Annotated in this window: 16 protein-coding genes; 4 read left to right on the top strand and 12 right to left on the bottom strand. The window is 65.9% G+C overall.

Features of this window, described 5'->3' with window-relative positions; genetic code table 11:
• Position 1 precedes the first annotated feature (1 nt).
• Both OE747_RS05950 and OE747_RS05945 read right to left on the bottom strand, forming a co-directional pair.
• Positions 2-397, bottom strand: a complete 396-nt coding sequence (locus OE747_RS05950; protein ID WP_263827691.1) for a carboxymuconolactone decarboxylase family protein — start codon at positions 395-397, stop codon at positions 2-4.
• A 3-nt stretch (positions 398-400) separates the two neighbouring features.
• On the bottom strand, positions 401-1,219 hold the full coding sequence (locus OE747_RS05945) for a cyclase family protein (RefSeq protein ID WP_263827690.1): 819 nt from the start codon (positions 1,217-1,219) through the stop codon (positions 401-403).
• A 192-nt stretch (positions 1,220-1,411) separates the two neighbouring features.
• Here OE747_RS05945 and OE747_RS05940 point away from each other — a divergent pair, with 192 nt between their 5' ends.
• Positions 1,412-2,062, top strand: a complete 651-nt coding sequence (locus OE747_RS05940; protein ID WP_263827689.1) for a GntR family transcriptional regulator — start codon at positions 1,412-1,414, stop codon at positions 2,060-2,062.
• A gap of 81 nt (positions 2,063-2,143) precedes the next feature.
• Here the strand turns inward: OE747_RS05940 and OE747_RS05935 are convergent, their stop codons facing one another.
• Positions 2,144-2,857: a type 1 glutamine amidotransferase gene (locus OE747_RS05935; protein WP_263827688.1), complete on the bottom strand. Its 714-nt coding sequence runs from the start codon at positions 2,855-2,857 to the stop codon at positions 2,144-2,146.
• 83 nt (positions 2,858-2,940) lie between these two features.
• Here OE747_RS05935 and OE747_RS05930 point away from each other — a divergent pair, with 83 nt between their 5' ends.
• Genes OE747_RS05930 through OE747_RS05920 form a run of 3 tightly spaced genes read left to right on the top strand, consistent with a single transcriptional unit; the run spans position 2,941 to position 5,854 of the window.
• Complete coding sequence (locus OE747_RS05930; protein WP_263827687.1) at positions 2,941-4,200, top strand: cytochrome P450; 1,260 nt, start codon at positions 2,941-2,943, stop codon at positions 4,198-4,200.
• A gap of 39 nt (positions 4,201-4,239) precedes the next feature.
• A complete protein-coding gene (locus OE747_RS05925; RefSeq protein ID WP_263827686.1) occupies positions 4,240-5,529 on the top strand; it encodes a type I glutamate--ammonia ligase in 1,290 nt (429 codons plus the stop codon).
• Positions 5,530-5,539: 10 nt separating this feature from the next.
• The gene (locus tag OE747_RS05920) at positions 5,540-5,854 is read left to right on the top strand and encodes a 2Fe-2S iron-sulfur cluster-binding protein (protein ID WP_234221606.1); all 315 of its coding nucleotides are present in this window, start codon (positions 5,540-5,542) and stop codon (positions 5,852-5,854) included.
• A gap of 81 nt (positions 5,855-5,935) precedes the next feature.
• Here OE747_RS05920 and OE747_RS05915 read toward each other — a convergent pair whose 3' ends face one another.
• From OE747_RS05915 to OE747_RS05875, 9 genes are all read right to left on the bottom strand, one after another.
• Complete coding sequence (locus OE747_RS05915; protein WP_263827685.1) at positions 5,936-7,426, bottom strand: class I adenylate-forming enzyme family protein; 1,491 nt, start codon at positions 7,424-7,426, stop codon at positions 5,936-5,938.
• A 22-nt stretch (positions 7,427-7,448) separates the two neighbouring features.
• Positions 7,449-8,219 carry an oxepin-CoA hydrolase, alternative type gene (locus OE747_RS05910; RefSeq protein ID WP_263827684.1) on the bottom strand — a complete coding sequence of 257 codons (771 nt, stop codon included), beginning with the start codon at positions 8,217-8,219 and terminating at the stop codon, positions 7,449-7,451.
• Positions 8,216-8,650, bottom strand: coding sequence for a PaaI family thioesterase (locus tag OE747_RS05905; RefSeq protein ID WP_263827683.1), 435 nt, complete (start codon positions 8,648-8,650; stop codon positions 8,216-8,218). Before OE747_RS05905 ends, OE747_RS05910 begins: the two co-directional genes overlap by 4 nt.
• The gene (locus OE747_RS05900) at positions 8,631-9,758 is read right to left on the bottom strand and encodes an acyl-CoA dehydrogenase family protein (protein WP_263827682.1); all 1,128 of its coding nucleotides are present in this window, start codon (positions 9,756-9,758) and stop codon (positions 8,631-8,633) included. Before OE747_RS05900 ends, OE747_RS05905 begins: the two co-directional genes overlap by 20 nt.
• Before the next feature lie 5 nt (positions 9,759-9,763).
• Positions 9,764-10,954, bottom strand: a complete 1,191-nt coding sequence (locus OE747_RS05895; protein ID WP_263827681.1) for an acyl-CoA dehydrogenase family protein — start codon at positions 10,952-10,954, stop codon at positions 9,764-9,766.
• Between the two features lie 106 nt (positions 10,955-11,060).
• The gene (locus OE747_RS05890; RefSeq protein WP_263827680.1) at positions 11,061-12,236 is read right to left on the bottom strand and encodes an acetyl-CoA C-acyltransferase; all 1,176 of its coding nucleotides are present in this window, start codon (positions 12,234-12,236) and stop codon (positions 11,061-11,063) included.
• Positions 12,233-14,332 carry a 3-hydroxyacyl-CoA dehydrogenase NAD-binding domain-containing protein gene (locus OE747_RS05885; protein ID WP_263827679.1) on the bottom strand — a complete coding sequence of 700 codons (2,100 nt, stop codon included), beginning with the start codon at positions 14,330-14,332 and terminating at the stop codon, positions 12,233-12,235. The genes OE747_RS05890 and OE747_RS05885 overlap by 4 nt, the downstream gene beginning before the upstream one ends.
• 160 nt (positions 14,333-14,492) lie before the next feature.
• A complete protein-coding gene (locus OE747_RS05880) occupies positions 14,493-16,112 on the bottom strand; it encodes a tripartite tricarboxylate transporter permease (protein WP_263827678.1) in 1,620 nt (539 codons plus the stop codon).
• Complete coding sequence (locus tag OE747_RS05875) at positions 16,112-16,642, bottom strand: tripartite tricarboxylate transporter TctB family protein (RefSeq protein ID WP_263827677.1); 531 nt, start codon at positions 16,640-16,642, stop codon at positions 16,112-16,114. Before OE747_RS05875 ends, OE747_RS05880 begins: the two co-directional genes overlap by 1 nt.
• Positions 16,643-16,649 lie beyond the last annotated feature (7 nt).

The raw sequence follows: 16,649 nt of genomic DNA, 5'->3' as shown, positions 1-16,649 counted from the left end.
CTCAGGCCTTGAACGCGTTGTCGACCGGCACCTGCAATCCGGTGACGATGCCATTTGTCTGCATTGCCATGCCGATCACCGACAGCAACTCGCCATGCTGCGCTTGGGTCATGCCCTTGGCGCGGGCGGCGGCCGTGTGGGAATGCACGCAGTATTCACAGCCATTGGCGGAGGAGACGGCGATATAGATCATCTCCTTGACCAGCGGGTCCAGCGTGCCGGGGCCCATCACCACTTTCAGCCGCTCCCACGTGGCCCGCAGCAGCGCCGGGTCATGGGCCAGAGCCCGCCAGAAATTGTTGACGTAATCGGTGCCTCGGGTGGCGCGGATGTCGTCGAAGACGGCCAGCGCCTCGGCGCTGGCCTCCTCGTCACTCAGCAGAGGGACAGTCGCCATGGATCAGACCATGGCAAAGATGCGGGCGGGCCCGCCCGAGCCGCCGCGATGATTGGGGGCGCCCACGATCAGCGTCGCACCGCTGGCGGGCACCTTGTCGAGATTGGCGAGGTTCTCGATGCCATAACGGTTGGTCGGCAGCCAGGCGTAATGAGTGGCAAAATCGGCCGAGGGGCCGTGATCGAGCGACAGCGTGTCCACCGCCATTGCCACGGCACCGGTTTCCTCGATCAGCATCTGCGCCGCCTCGACATGGAAGCCGGGGAAATGCATCTTGCCCTCGCTGTCGGCATTGCGGAAGCCGGGACCGCCGGTCTTGCCGCCCCAGCCCGAATGCATCGCCACACAGGCACCATCCGGGATCGGGCCATTGGCGCTGATCCAGGCCTTGAGGTCATCCGGCGTCACCTGGGCATCGGCATCCGTCGCGGCTTTCTCGTGAATATGCACCACACAGAGCGGGCAGATCAGGTTGGCCAGCGGGATCTCGTCCACCGACTGGCCATCGGCCGAGAAATGCAGCGGCGCGTCGACATGGGTGCCGGTGTGTTCGTTCACACTGAGCGTGAACAGGTTGAACCCGTGTTCCTTGAAATTGAAATTCTGGGTGGCCTCGATCCCGGGCGCCCCGAAATAGGTCGGAAATTCGGCGTCATAGATATGGGTCATGTCGACCACGCCGCCATGCCCGGCCGCCATCGCCGCAGGCGCCGTGGCGGTACCCAGTGCCGCGCCGGCCGCCACGGCGGCGCTGGCCTTGAACAGGTCCCGGCGGGACAGCATCCGCTCCTTGACCGCGTTCATCACGCAAATGTCACACATTGTCGTCTCCCTGGTTTGATGTTTCTGCCGCAATAGGTCCTTCCTGCCTGCGGGGAGCGTAACACAGTTGCGTCGAAATCCAGCCATGTCTTTGGTGCGTATCGCAAAACCGGGTCACATCTGCGCGCGCCGTGGCGTTGCGCGGCCCGCAAGCAGCGCGTAACCTGCGGGCCGATGCGGGAGGCATGAGCAATGGCGGGACAGACGGAGCAGGTGATCAACGGGGTGCTCGAGGATATCGAGCACGGACGGCTGGGTCCCGGCGACGTCTTGGAGGAGCCTGCGCTGATCGAGCGGCACGGCGTGTCGCGCACCCCGGTGCGCGAGGCCTTCATCCAGCTCGAAACCCTTGGCCTCATTCGCCGCCTGCCGCGCAAGGGGGCTGTGGTTTTCAAGCCGACGCTGGAGGAGTTCCTGGCCATCCTCGAAGTCCACGCGCGGCTCGAAGGGCTGGCGGCGGGGCTTGCGGCGCGGCGCATGAACCCGGCGCAGGCGGCCGAGCTGGAAGCGGTAGTCGCTGCATGCGAGGCGCATGCCCGCGACCAGGGCGATGGCGACCCGTTCGGCTATTACCGGCTGAACCTGAAGTTCCACGAAACCGTCGCGCTGGGCTCGGGCAACCCCTATCTGGTCGAGATGATCAAGACCCATGCGCGGAAACTGCTGGCCTATTACCGGGCGCGCTACAGTTATCCCGGTTCGATCCCCGCTTCGGCCCGCGAGCATCGCCAGATCGCGACGCTGATCTTTGAGCGGCGGCGGGAGGAGGCGGAAACCGCGATGGCCCGGCATGTGCAGTTCGACCAGGTCACGGTGATGGATCTGCTGGCGGCCCTGGGGTGACCCGGCCCCGGCCGTCGCGGCGGCCGCGAGGGCGGGATTTGAGTATTTTTGACCAGAAAGAAGCAGCAGGAGCGGCGTGCCTCAGGCCGGGCGCGCCTGTTCGAAGAAGCGCGCGATGCTTTCGGCAAAGGCATCCATGTCCGAGTGTTGGGCGAGGGACGCCAATGCCCGCGCATGCGCCGTGGCACCCATGTCGCCTGCCAGTTCGGCGGTCAGGGCGGTGATGAAGTCGTGCGTCATCTCGGGATGGTGCTGGGTGGTATAGATGCGGTTGCCGAGCGCAAAGCCCGAGACCGGGCAATCGGGGCCCTGCATGATCGGGCGCGCGTCTGGGGGCAGGGCGGTCACCTGCTCCACGTGACTGCCATAAAGCCTGACCTCGTCGGGCAGGTCACTTGCCCAGTCGGGCCGGTCCAGCATGCGGTTTCGTGTCAGCCCATGCACCCAGCCGCCCGGGTTGCGCCCGATCTGCCCCCCCAGCGCCAGCGCAATGGCTTGATGCCCGAAACAGGCGCCGAACATCGGGATCTGGCGCGCGTGCAGGTCGCGAATCAGCTCCAGTAGCCGCGCGATCCAGGGCGCCGTGCCCAGCACCGAAGACGGGCTGCCGGTGATCATGGCGCCGTCGATGCCGTCGAGCGTCTCGGGGAACTGCCCGTCCTTGACCGCAAAGACCGAGGTCGTCCAGGCGGGTCGCGCGCGCTGGATCAGGGCGGTGAACTTCTCGCCGTCCTTGGGGTGTGCCTGGGCAAATTCGCTTTCATCCGTATTGGTCATCAGGATCGCCAAGTGCATGATCTTCCCCGAGAGATTTTCGTTTACATATTTATGGCTTTTTATAATATACACATGTTAACGGAGCGAGGAAAGGTAAAAACATGACGGTCTGGACCCCCACGGACGACGGCTATGCCGATCTGACCAGCCATGACGCCTTTGCCGGGGGCGCGCCGCACAATACCTTTGCCCGCCTGCGCCGCGAGGATCCGCTGCACTGGACCGAATATGCCGACGGGCAGGATTTCTGGTCGGTCACCCGACATGCCGACATTGCCGAGATGAACAGGAACACCGCGGTGTTCTCTTCGGCCCGCGGCATCCGGATGGAGGATCAGAGCTATGAGGAATACCTGGCGCGCCGCACCTTTCAGGAGACCGACCCGCCCGAGCACAGCCAGACCCGGATGAAGCTGATGAAGGCGTTTTCGCGCACCACCATGGCGCAGTACGAGGACGATATCCGGGCGATCTGCGTCGATATCCTGGACGAGGTGCTGGACAAGGGAACGTTCGATGCCACCAAGGAGATCGCCCGACAATTGCCGATGCGCATGCTGGGCCGCATCGTCGGCCTGCCCGATGCGGATCTGCCCTGGCTGGTGGAAAAGGGCGACGCGCTGATCGCCAATACCGATCCCGATTTCACCACCCATGTGCTCGACAAGCTCGACACCGACGAATTCCGGATGATGCCCTTCAACTCGCCCGCCGGGGCCGAGCTGTATCTCTATGCCAAGGACCTGATGGAGCAGAAGGAGAAGGCGGGCGATACCTCGGGCGTGCTGCACATGATCCTGCAACCGTCCAAGGATGGCTCGGTCATCAGCGATACCGAGTTCCGCAACTTCTTTTGCCTCGTGGTGGCGGCGGGCAACGACACCACCCGCTATTCCATCGCCGCCGGGATCCAGGCCATGTGCCACCAGCCGGAGCTGCTGGAACAGATGCAGGCGGGCGGCGACATCTGGGAGACCGCGCCGGACGAGATCATCCGCTGGGCGACCCCGGCGCTTTATTTCCGGCGCACCGCGCTTCAGGATCACGAGATGCATGGCAAGACGATCCGCGCAGGCGACAAGGTGCTCTACTGGTGGTCCTCGGCCAACCGGGATGAAACCGTGTTCGACGACCCGTTCCGGGTCGATCTCTACCGCAATCCGAACCGGCATCTGAGTTTCGGACAGGGCGGCCCGCATGTCTGCCTGGGCATGTGGCTGGCCCGGCTCGAGGTCAAAGTGCTGTTCCAGGAGTTGGCCAAGCGGTTAAGCTCTATCGAACCGGCCGGGCCGCACAAGTTCCTGCGCTCGAACTTCGTGGGCGGGATCAAGGAACTGCCGGTCACCGTCCGCCGCGCCTGACCCGGCATCAGAACAGGCTCAACAGGGAGGAGCCCCGACATGAAAGACAGATTGCGCGCGATGTTCTGCGACCATCTCAGCGTGATGCGGGGCAAGTACCTGCCCAATTCCAAGATCGCCGACAGTTCCACCCGGTTCTGCCGCTCGACCTTTGGCGTGCATTACGACCGCGACCTGCTGGACGCGCCCGGCGCGATGATGAAGCAGGGCCTGCCGGATATGGAGCTGAAATGGGTCCATGACGACATCCGCGACAGCTGGCACACCGGCACCAAGGTGGTGCTGGGCGATCTCTATGACGATCAGGACCAGCCGCTGCCGCTCTGCCCGCGCGGGGCGCTGAAACGGGCGGTGGCCGACTGGCAGGCGCGGGGCCTCAACCCCAAGGTGGGGATCGAGCTGGAATGTTTCGCGCTTCAGGCCGACGATAACGGGCGGCTGGTGCCCTATGACGCGCCGGGCGGCGTGGTTTATGGCACCGGCCCCTTTGCCGACCCGCTGCGGTTCAACGACCGGATCTGGGCGATGGCCGAGGAGATGGGATTCTCCCTCGACATGATCACCGCCGAGTTCGACAGCCCGCAGTTCGAATACACGCTGACCTTTGACGATGCGCTCAAGGCGGTGGACGACATCGTGCTGTTCCGCCTGATGGCGCGTGAGATCGCGCTGGAATACGGCATCGTGCTGACCTTCATGCCGAAACCGATCGCCGAGGCGGGCGGCTCGGGCATGCATATCAACTTCTCCTTCCAGGATGCGACCGGCGCCAATGCGCTGTCCTCCGGCCCGCGCGGCGGGCCCGAGCACATGAACGATCTGGCGCGCGGGTGCCTGGCGGGGCTCTTGCACCATCACAAGGGGCTGGCGGGGCTGATCGCGCCAACCGCCAATTCCTACATGCGGCTGCAACCCGGTTCGCTGTCGGGGTACTGGCAGAACTGGGGCGGCGATCACCGCAACGTCACCACCCGCATCAGCTCCGAAGGTGGCGCCAAGGCGCGGCTGGAGCACCGGATGGCCGATGCCTCGTCGAACCCCTATACCGCCGTGGCCGCCGTGTTGCAGGCGGCAAGGCTGGGGGTCGAGAACGGCCATACGCTGCCGCCGATGGAGACCGGCGACGGGTTCGACAGTACCGATGCCAAGGAAGGCACCGCCATCGACCTGGCCGGCGCCGTCCGCGATCTGGAGCGTGACACCGTGCTGGCTCAGGCCGTTGGTGCCGAGCTGGTCGCCAACCATGTGTTCATGAAAGCCAAGGAAGTGCGCAAGACCCGCGATCTCGAAGGCGATGCGCTGCGCGATTTCTATGTCTACTTCATCTGAGGAGCTTGCCATGCGCGTGACCTGGAAATTGGCCGACGGCCGCGAAATCGCGGCCGAGGTCGCCCCCGGCCTGTCTCTGATGGAGGCGGCGCAGGCCAATAACGTGCCCGGCGTGATCGGCGAATGCGGCGGCTGCCTGAGTTGCGCCACCTGCCATGTGGTGGTGGATCCGGCCTGGTCCGACCGGACCGGCGCGCCGGGAGAGTTCGAGGATGCCATGCTCGACATCACCGCAGCCGAGCGCCAGCCGAGGAGCCGCCTCAGCTGTCAGATCGAGGCGCATCCAGATCTGGACGGGCTGGTGCTGCATGTGCCTGAGGCCTGATGCCAGGTGGTGAGCGCCGGGGGCGCTGCCCCCGGACCCCCGGAGTATTTTCAACCAGAAAGAAGCAGGAATGCGCCCGGATCAGTCCAACTGGTCCGCGAAATGGTCCAGGAGCTTGTGCTTGAGGATCTTGCCGGTGGGGGCCGCGGGCAGGTCTGTGGCGATGATGATCTGACTGGGGCGCTTGTAGCCCGCCAGCCGTTCGGCGGCAAAGGCGCGCAGCTCGTCAGGGTCGGGGGCCGCACCGGGCGCGACCTGGACAAAGGCCACCACCTTTTCATCCCCAGCCATCATGCGCCCCACTACTGCTGACTGGATCACCTGCGGATGGTCGTTCAGCGCCGCCTCGACCTCGGGGGGGTAGACGTTGAAACCGCCGTGGATGATCAACTCCTTGCTGCGCCCCGCGATATGCAGGTTGCCATCGGCATCAAAGCGGCCCAGGTCGCCGGTGCGGAACCAACCGTCTTGCAGCGCCGCTTGGGTGGCCTGCGGGTTGCGGTAATAGCCCTTCATCACATGCGGGCCGCGGGTCAGCACCTCGCCCACCCCATCGCCGCCGCCGGGCACATCCTGGTCCAGCCGAATCTCGACCTGCGGCAGCGGTTTTCCCACCGAGATATCCGGCAGGCCGACCGGGTTGCGCGTGGCCGACACACCGGCGGTGGTCTCGGTCAGGCCATAACCGTTTTGCAGGGCGACGCCATAGAACGCCTCGGCCTTGCGTTTCCACGCAGGGTCGAGCGGCGCCGCGCCCGAGGAGGTATAGCGCAGCGTGCCGCCGGGCAGGTGGTCATACCCCTGTTCCCGCGCGTATTGCATCAACAGCGCATGCATCTGCGGCACGGCGGAAAACAAGGTCACGCCCGAGGTCAGCGCCGCATAGCTGCGCGCGGCGGTGAAGCGCGCGTCAAGCCGCACCGGCGCGCCGATACAGGTGGCTGCCGTCACCACCGAGGCGAGGCCAAACACATGGGTGACCGGCAGCACGCCATAGATCACGTCGTCCTGCGTCATGCCGCGCAGTTCCGCCGAACTGCGGCCGCCGAAGCGCAGGTTGCCATGGGTCAGCATCACCCCCTTGGGCGTGCCGGTGGTGCCGGTGGTGAACAGCATCACCGCCACATCGCTCAGCACCGGGTCGGGATTGCTAGGGCACGGTGTGGCCAGATGCATCCGGCCAAAGGCGCCCTCGATCGGGCGCGCGCCCAGCCGCGCGGCATGGGCGGCTGCATCCGCCGATATGTCCGAGGCGCAGAGGATCGCGGCGGGTTCGGTATGGGCGATGATCTTGTCCACCTCGGGTCCGGTCTGGCGCGCGTTGATCGGCACCGCGCAGGCCCCCAGCCGCGAGACGGCAAAGAGCGCGGCCACCACCGCACAGCAATTCTCGGCCAGGATCATCACCCGGTCATTCGCCTGCACGCCCTGAGCGGCAAGCACATCCACCAGCGCCGAAATGGCCCGGTCCAGATCGCCATAGCTCCAGTCCGCGCCGCCGCTGTCGGAAAACGCGGGTGCGTCGGGACGGCTGGCAATCTGTGCGCCGGGGTAGTCGTGCCATTTCTCCATCGCCTGATCCCCTGCTGCCCGGTCAGAACCGGGGCTTGCGCTTGTCCAGAAAGGCCGCGATCCCTTCGGCGGCCTCGTCCCCGCCCGCCGCGCGCGCCATGGCGTCGCGCTCGGCATCCAGTTGCTGTGCCTCCGAGACCTCGTAGGCCTGGGCCACCAACCGCCGAATCACGCCTTGCGCGTCGCGCGGTCCCTGCGCCAGCGCTTCGGCCAGCACATGGGCCTGCCCTTCGGCCTCGCCCGGCGCGGCCAGCACATTTACAACGCCCAGTTCGGCCATGCGCCCAGCGGTGACAGGGCGGGCCAGAAGGCACATCTCCATCGCGAGTTGCCGGGGCAGCATCCGCGCGAGCGCCGAGGTGAGGCCAGCATCGGGCACCAGCCCTGCCTTGACATAAGCGGCGGTGAATTTCGCACCCTCGGCGGCCACCAGCAGGTCGCAGGCCAAGGCCAACGAGGCGCCGGCGCCCGCGGCGCCGCCCTCGACCGCCGCAATCACCGGCACCGGACAGGCGCGGATGGCGCGGATCAGGTCGTGCAGCAGATCAACCTTGCCGCGCCGCTCCGGCTCGCTCAGCTGGCGTCGTTCGATCAGCACGTTCAGGTCGCCGCCAGCGCAAAAGAACCCGCATTCGGACGACAGGATCACCGCGCGAATGCGCGGTTCCGCCGCCCGCTCTATTGCCTCGGCAATCGCAGCATAAAGATCGGGTGACAGCGCGCCGCGCCGGGCGCTGTTCATGTTGACCACAACCAGCCGGTCGCCCCGGTCATCCACGCGCGCCAGCGTCATGTCTTCTTCCTCAGGCTGCCGCGTTTGAACACGCCCGCCGCCGTGGCCAGCAGGCGACCGTCCTCGTCGCGCAACGCGCCGTTCACATAGGCCAGCGTGCGGCCGTTGCCCGAGGGGATGCCCACCGCCGTCACCCGGCCGCCCCGTGCGGCCGCCACGAACTGCACGTTGAGCGAGACGGTGACCACCGGGATCGGATCCTCGGGCCGGAACATGGCCGATGCGGTCTGGCCACAGGCCACGTCCAGCAGCATCGACACCAGCCCGCCATGCAGGATGCCGTGATAGTTCAGGTGATGCGGCCCAAGGTCGAGGTGACAGGCCCGGCTTACGCCGGTCCGGTCATGGTCCAATTCGTAACCCACCATCGACTGGCAGCCGGATTTCTCGCGCGTCCAGGACGCGGGCAGGTCAGGCGGCGCTGAGGGCAATGAACCGCTCCAGATGGTAATCGGCATCGCCGAACCGGTGATCGGCCATCACGATGCGCTTGGCGATATGGGCCAGCTCGTATTCCTGCGTCATCGCGATACCGCCATGCATCTGGATCGCCTCTTCGGCCACCAAACGGCCCGCCCGCGCGATCAGGTTGCGCGCGGCGGCAATCTGGCGGTCACGGTCGGCGCTGTCGAGATGGCCGCTCGCGTTGATCAGGGCCGAGCGCGCCTGTTCCAGCTCGATCAGCATGTCGGCGAACCGGTGTTGCAGCGCCTGGAAGGTGCCGATGGGGCGGCCGAACTGCTTGCGGGTCATCAGATAGCCGCGCGTCAGTTCCACCGCGCTTTGCATCGCGCCCACACACTCGGCGCAAAGCGCCACATTGGCGGCGGCAATCGCGTCCATCAGCGGCGCCAGCCCGCCCCCCGCCGCGCCCAGCCGCGCCGATTGCGGCAGGCGGACCGTGTCCAGCGTCACCTCGGCGGCGCGGCCTCCGGCCAGCATCGGATAGCCATGCAAGGCCAGCCCCGGTGTGCCCGCAGGCACCAGGAACAGCGAAATGCCGTCCAGGTCGAACATGCCGCCGCTTTCGCGGGCCGAGACGATCAGTTGGCCAGCAGCTTCGGCATTCACCACCACCGCCTTGCGCCCATTCAGAATAATGTCGTCGCCGTCGGCTCGCGCCGTAGTCTCCACCCGTGTCAGGTCATAGCGGCTGGCGGGTTCGCCATGGGCCAGCGCCAGATGCGCAGCTCCGGCGATGATCTCCTCCAGCAGCCCGCGCTGGGTATCGTCACCCAGGGCCGCGATCAGGCGCCCGCCCAGAATGGCGGTGTCCAGCATCGGCTCGACCACGCCCGCGCGGCCCAACTCCTCGAACACGGTGGCGATGTCGAAACCGGCGCCGCCGAACCCGCCATCAGCCTCCGCAAACAACGCCCCGATCACGCCCAGCTCCGCCAGCCCGGCCCAGATATCCGTGCTCATGCCGCTGTCACTGTCCAGAATCGTGTTGCGAACCGAGGTCGTGTAACGATCGGCCAGATAGCGGCGCAGGGTGTCCTGCAACATCTGGCGTTCTTCGGTCAGGTTGAAATCCATATCCCTCAGCCCCCCATCTTGACCTTGGCGATGATCCCGCGCTGGATCTCGTTCGACCCGCCAAAGATCGACAGTTTGCGATTGTTGAAATAATGCGCCGCCACCGGCCCGGCATAGTCCGGCCCGATGGGCGCGTTGTCGCCCTCGACCGCTTCCGAGGCGAAGGGCATCGCATAAGGCCCCACCGCGCGGCGGGTCAGGTCGTTGATCTCTTGCCGGATGATGGTGCCCTTGACCTTGAGCATCGAGCTTTCGACACCCGGCGCCTGGCCGCTGGCGGCCTGGCTGATGATGCGCATGTTGGTGGTGGCCATCGCCATCAGGTCGATCTCGATCTGCGCCAGACGGGCGGCGAAATGCGGGTTCTCGATCAGCGGGCGGCCGTTGGCCGTCTCGATCCGGGCGATACGCTTGACCGCATCCAGCCCCGCCTGGCTGAAGCCTACGCCCGCGATATTGGTGCGCTCATGGGTCAGCAGGTACTTGGCATAGGTCCAGCCCTTGTTCTCTTCACCCACCAGGTTCTCGACCGGCACCCGCACGTCGTCAAAGAACACCTCGTTCACCTCGGGCGTGCCATCCAGCAGCACGATGGGGCGCACGGTGATGCCCGGCGTGGTCATGTCGATCAGCAGGAAACTGATCCCCTCCTGCTGCTTGGCCTCGGGGTCGGTGCGCACCAGGCAGAATATCCAGTTGGCGTATTGGCCGAGCGTGGTCCATGTCTTCTGCCCGTTGACCACATAGTGGTCACCGTCCCGCACGGCGCGGGTCTTGAGCGAGGCCAGATCCGATCCCGCCCCCGGCTCGGAATAGCCCTGACACCACCAGTCGTCGCCTGACAGGATGCGCGGCAGGTAATGGTCCTGCTGTTCCTTGGTGCCGAATTTCTGCAACACCGGCGCCAGCATCGACAGGCCAAAGGGCACGATGCGGGGCGCATAGGCGGCGGCGCATTCCTCTTCAAAGATATGCCGCTGCACCGCGTTCCACTCGGCGCCGCCAAATTCACGCGGCCAGTTATAGGCCAGCCATCCCCGCGCATTCAGCGTGGCATGCCATTTCTCGTGGCCTTCCTTGCCCAGGCTGATGCCGCGCCGCACCTTGTCGGACACCTCCGCCGGCAGGTTCTCGGCCAGAAAGGCGCGCACCTCGGCGCGAAACGCCTTTTCCTCGTCGCTGTAATTCAGGTCCATATCCGCTTTCCTCCCTTGCCGCCGGTCTCCGGCGGCCCAGCCCGACGCCCCGCGTCGGGCCGCGTCCGGGCGGGCCTCGATGGCCCGCGCGGACGCACATGCCCGCTCAGAAGATCTCGAACAGCCCGGCGGCACCCATGCCACCGCCGATGCACATGCTGACCACACCCAGCTTGGCGCCGCGCCGCTTGCCTTCCAGCATCAGATGTCCGGTCATCCGTGCCCCGGTCATGCCGAACGGGTGACCGATTGCGATCGAGCCGCCGTTCACGTTGTATTTCTCCGGGTCGATGCCCAGCTGGTCGCGGCTATAGAGACACTGGCTGGCAAAGGCCTCGTTCAGCTCCCACAGGTCGATATCATCGACCTTCAGCCCGTGCCGCTCCAGCAGGCGCGGCACCGCAAACACAGGCCCGATGCCCATCTCGTCCGGCTCGCAACCGGCGACGCAGAACCCCTTGAACGCACCCAGCGGTTCCAGCCCCCGACGCTCGGCCTCTTTCGCCTCCATCAGCACCAGCGCCGCGGCACCGTCCGACAGTTGCGAGGCATTGCCGGCGGTCACGAAATTGCCCGCACCCCGCACCGGCTCCAGCCCCGCCAGACCCTCCAGCGTGGTCGAGGGACGGTTACATTCATCGCGGTCCACGGTGACCTCGTGCATCGAGATCTCGCCGCTTTCCTTGTCCTTGACCGCCATCTTGGTTTGCATCGGCACGATCTCGTCAGCGAACTTGCCCTCGGCCTGCGCCGCTGCAATGCGCTGCTGGCTGCGCAGCGAATACTCGTCCTGATACTCGCGGCTGAGGCCATAGCGCTGCGCCACGATATCCGCCGTCTCGATCATCGCCATGTAGATGGCGGGCTTGTGTTCCTGAATCCAGGCTTCGGGTGCGGGGCGCGCCTTGGGCTGCACCATCGAGATGCTCTCGACCCCGCCCGCCACCATCGGGCCGGAGCCGCCCTCGGTGATCGCCTGCGCCGCCAGGGCCACGGTTTGCAGGCCCGACGAGCAGAAACGGTTCACCGTCATGCCCGATGCGGTGATCGGCAGGCCTGCGCGAATGGCGATCTGGCGGCCGATATTGCTGCCGGTCTCACCCTCGGGGAACCCGCAGCCGATGATGCAATCCTCGATCTCCGAGCCATCCAGCCCGGCGCGGGACACCGCCGCCTGAACTGCATGGCCACCCATGGTGGCCCCGTGGGTCACGTTGAACGACCCGCGAAAGGACTTCGCCAGCCCGGTCCGGGCGGTGGATACGATAACGGCTTGTTTCATGACACGGCTTCCTTGTTCAGATCATCGAAAGAGCGGCCCTCGGCCACCAGTTGTTCCAAGAGCGGCGCGGGCTGCCAGAAATAGGCATCCTCCGCCGCCCAGCGTTTGATATCGGCCAACAGCTCCGGCAGCCCCTGCAAGTCGGCCCATTTCAGCGGCCCGCCGCGATAGCGCGGGAAGCCATAGCCGTAGAGCAGGGTCACATCCACATCGAGCGGCCGGCGCGCGATGCCTTCGCCCACCACCTTGGCAGCTTCGTTGACCATCGCCGCCATGTAGCGGCGCACGATCTCGTCCTTGCCGAAGGCGCGCGGGGTGATGCCCTGCGCGGCGCGCTCGGCCTCGATCAGCGGCAGCACCTCGGGGTTCGGCACCCGTGCCTTGGCACCGGCGGCATAGTCGTAATAGCCCTTGCCGGTCTTCTGGCCGAAATGACCCGCCTCGCACAGCTTGTCGGCATAGGCGCTGTCGCGGGCGCGCGGGTCCAGCCCCTCGGCCCGCTTGCGCTTGCGCACCGCCCAACCGATATCCAGCCCCGCCAGGTCGGCCACCGCGAACGGCCCCATGGCAAATCCGAACTCTTCCAGCGCCTCGTCGATCTCATAGGGCGATGCCCCGTCCAGGATCATGTGATCGGCACAGGTGCGATAGACCGACAGGATGCGGTTGCCGATGAACCCGTCACAGACCCCGGCCCGGACCGAGACCTTGCCCAGCCGCTTGCCAAGCGCAAAGCCGGTGGCCGCCGCATCGGGCGCGGTCTGGTCGGCAATGACGACCTCCAAAAGCTTCATCACATGCGCGGGCGAGAAGAAATGCAGCCCCAGCACATCCTGCGGACGGCTGGTCACCGCCGCGATCTGGTTGATATCGAGATACGAGGTGTTCGAGGCCAGCACCGCGCCCGGCTTGCACACGGCGTCAAGCTTGGTGAACACCTGCTTCTTGACCTCCATATCCTCGAACACCGCCTCGATCACCAGATCGGCCTCGGTCAGCGCCGCGTAATCGGTGGCCAGCGTCAGCGCCTTGGTGGTCAGCGCCTCGAACTGCGCCTGGCTCAGCTTGCCGCGTTTCAGCGCGCCCGACAGGTTGCCCTCGATCCGGCCCCTTGCGGCTTCGGCGGCCTCGGGCGTCATCTCCAGCATGGTGACCGTCAGCCCCGACAACAGCGCGGCGGTGGCGATGCCCGCCCCCATGGTGCCGCCGCCGATGACGCCGATGGCGGCCAGCGGGCGCGGCGCCACGCCTTCCAGTTCCGGCAGCTTGCCCACCGCCCGGTCGGCGAAGAACGCATGAATCAATCCCTCGCGCTGGTCCGAGTTCATGAGTTCCATGAACAAGTCACGCTCGCGCTTCAGCCCGGCGGCAAAGCTCTCGGCCTCGCACGCCGCCTGCACGGCGCGCACCGCGGTCGCGGGCGACAGCTGGCCGCGCCCCTTCTTCAGCACGGCGGCATAGACCGCGTCGAAATCGACCGGTGCGGGCGCGGGCATCTCGCTGACCGGGCGGCGCGGCGCGCCTTCGTCCAGCAGTTCGCGCACATAGGCCAGCCCGATCTCGCGCGGATCGCCCTCGGCAACCCGATCGATGACGCCCAGTTTCAGCGCCTCGTCGGCACGCACATGGCGGCCCGAGGTGATCATGTCGAGCGCCGCCTCAACCCCCGCGACACGCGGCAGCCGCTGGGTGCCACCGGCGCCCGGCAGAATGCCCAGATGCACCTCGGGCAGGCCGACCTTGGCCGAGGGGACGGCGATCCGGTAATGGGTGCCAAGCGCCACCTCCAGCCCGCCGCCCAATGCGGTGCCATGAATGGCCGATACGACAAGCAGCGGCGAGGCCTCGATCCGGTTGCACAGCTCGGGCAGGTGGGGCTCTTTCGGCGGTTTGCCGAATTCGCGGATGTCGGCCCCGGCGAAATAGGTCCGCCCGGTGCCATAGATCAGGACCGCGCGCGCGCCCTCGGCCTCGGCGCGCGCCATGCCATCCGCCAGCCCCTGCCGCACCGCATGACCCAGCGCGTTGACCGGCGGGTTGTTGGCGGCCAGAATGGCGATATCTCCATGAAGTTCGTAACCGATGGCCTCGGACATGGGTCCTGCCTCCTCCCTGTTTCAGTCTGCGGAACGGCATTCCGCGTTGGCCGCAGGGTGATCCGCCAGCCTGTCGAGATCAAGGGGAAAGGCGCAAAGCGACGCAGGGTCCGGTTTGGGTTCGCCGCCGCCCGAGGGAGAGTGCGGGCGGCGGCCGCGCTCAGAACAGGTCCTTGAACTTGCTCAGGCGTTTTGCGTGGCGGGCCCGCACCTTCTTGAACCGGTCCTTCAGGAAAATCTGCCTGCGCCGTCCCAGCATGTTGCCGAACCGGTGCGCCGATTTCTGCACGCCGCGCTCGGCGGCGCGCAGATCGACCCGCTCGCGGATGACCCGCCGGACATGCGAGGCCAGCACCAGCAGGATCGCCACGAACAGCAGGAACGCCACCGGACGGTCGATGAAATCGAGCGGCTCTTTCACCCGTGCCATACCGGCACGCAGCTTGACCTCCATGATGCCGCCCAGGACCATGCCCAGGATGATCGGGACCGAGGGCAGCGACAGGCGCTTGAGGATATAGCCCAATACCCCGAACAGCGCCGCCATCACGCAGTCGGTCGCCGAGTTGCGCAGTGAATAGACCCCCACAAAGCTGAGCGTCAGGATGCAGACCCCCAGGAACCGGTTGGGAATGCGCACCACCTGGATCAGCGACTTGGTGGCAAAGAGCAGAAAGATCAGGACCAGAATGTTCAGGATCAGCAGCGCGATATAAAGCGCCACCACAAACGGCATGTCGTTCTGGAACAGGCCGGGGCCGGGCACAACGTTATGCACGTAGAATACGCTCAGCATCATCGCGGTCAGCGCCTCGCCCGGAATACCCAGCGCCAACAGCGGCACCATCGCGGCGGCGGGCACCGCGTTATTTGCGGTCTCGGCAGCGATCAGCCCCTCGGACGAGCCATTGCCGAAGTCCTGCGGCCGTTTCGAGGTGCGTTGCGCATAGGTATAGGACATGAACTGTGCGGTGAACTCGCCCACGCCGGGGATCATCCCCATCATCACGCCGAAACTGGCTGACACGGTGGCCACGCGCGGGTGGCGGCCCAGTTCGCGCAGCCCCTGGAACAGGCCGCCGCGCAGCCGCGTCATGCGGATCTTTTCGTCTTCGGATGTCAGCAGGACAAACGCCTGGCTCAGCGCGAACAGGCCCAGCACCACCACGATCAGGTTGATGCCACTCGACAGGAACGGTTGGTCAAAGGTGTAGCGCGACGTGTATTTCACCGGTTCCAGCCCAATCGACTGGATGAATATGCCAAACGCTGCCAAGGCACCGGCGATCAGTGACTGACCGCGATGGGCTACAATCACCAGGATGATACCCAACAGCGCGGCAAGAAAGATCTCGCGGCTGCCGAACAGCGGCGCCACCTTTGCCAGCACCGGTGCGAACAGGATCAGACAGATGACCGAGAACATGCCGCCAAAGAAACTGGCGGAATAGGCCAGGCTCAGCGCCCGTCGCGGCTCGCCCCGCGCGGTCATCGGATACCCGTCATAGGTGGTCAGCGCGTTCACCGCGGTGCCAGGCGTGTTGATCAGAATCGCCGGAATGGCCCCGCCATACATGGAACTGCCGTAGATACCCAGGAGGACGGTCAGCCCCACGATGGGATCCATGGAAAAGGTGGCGGGCAGCAGGATGGCGATGGCGACGGCGGGGCCGACACCGGGAATGGCACCGATCAGCACCCCGCCGACCGATCCGGCCAGGAGCGCCAGCGCCACATCCCAGCGCATCAGGATTTCAAGGGCAGATTGAAGGAGTTCCATCAGAGATACAGGATAAAGAAGCTGCGCAGCGCGCCGGGAAGATATTCATAGATCGCGGCACCGGGGATCTTGACGCTCAGGAACCCCTTGAACAGCACCACGACCGAGACGGCGAAACCCACCGAAAGCCAGAGCATCCTCGGTTGCCGATAGCCCATCCGCCAGGTCAGGAGCGGCATGAACGCCATGGTAACCGGCAGGTATCCGATCAGTGGTACCAGCAGGACATAGGCCATGAACCAAGCCGCGAATTCCAGCACCTGCGCCCATTTGCGCAGCTCGGTCACGTCATAACGGGTGATCCGCCGCCAGGGCATCAGGTACAGATGCATACCCCCCAGCAGCACCATGCCGCCCAGACCCACCGCAGGCCAGAACCGGGGCTGGGCGAACAGCTTGGATTTCTCGATCCATTTGGTCTGGCTGCCGATCTGGCTCAGCAGCAGGACCGAGACCGCGACAAAGAACAGGGCAAAGATCAGCTGGCCGCGCCGGGGTCCGACGAAGCGGCGTTCGCGTTCTGTGGGCATGGGGAAG

This window comes from Ruegeria aquimaris, from assembly GCF_025751555.1.
GTDB classification, from domain to species: Bacteria; Pseudomonadota; Alphaproteobacteria; order Rhodobacterales; family Rhodobacteraceae; genus Ruegeria_B; species Ruegeria_B aquimaris.
This window is presented reverse-complemented; position numbering and strand designations above follow the sequence as displayed.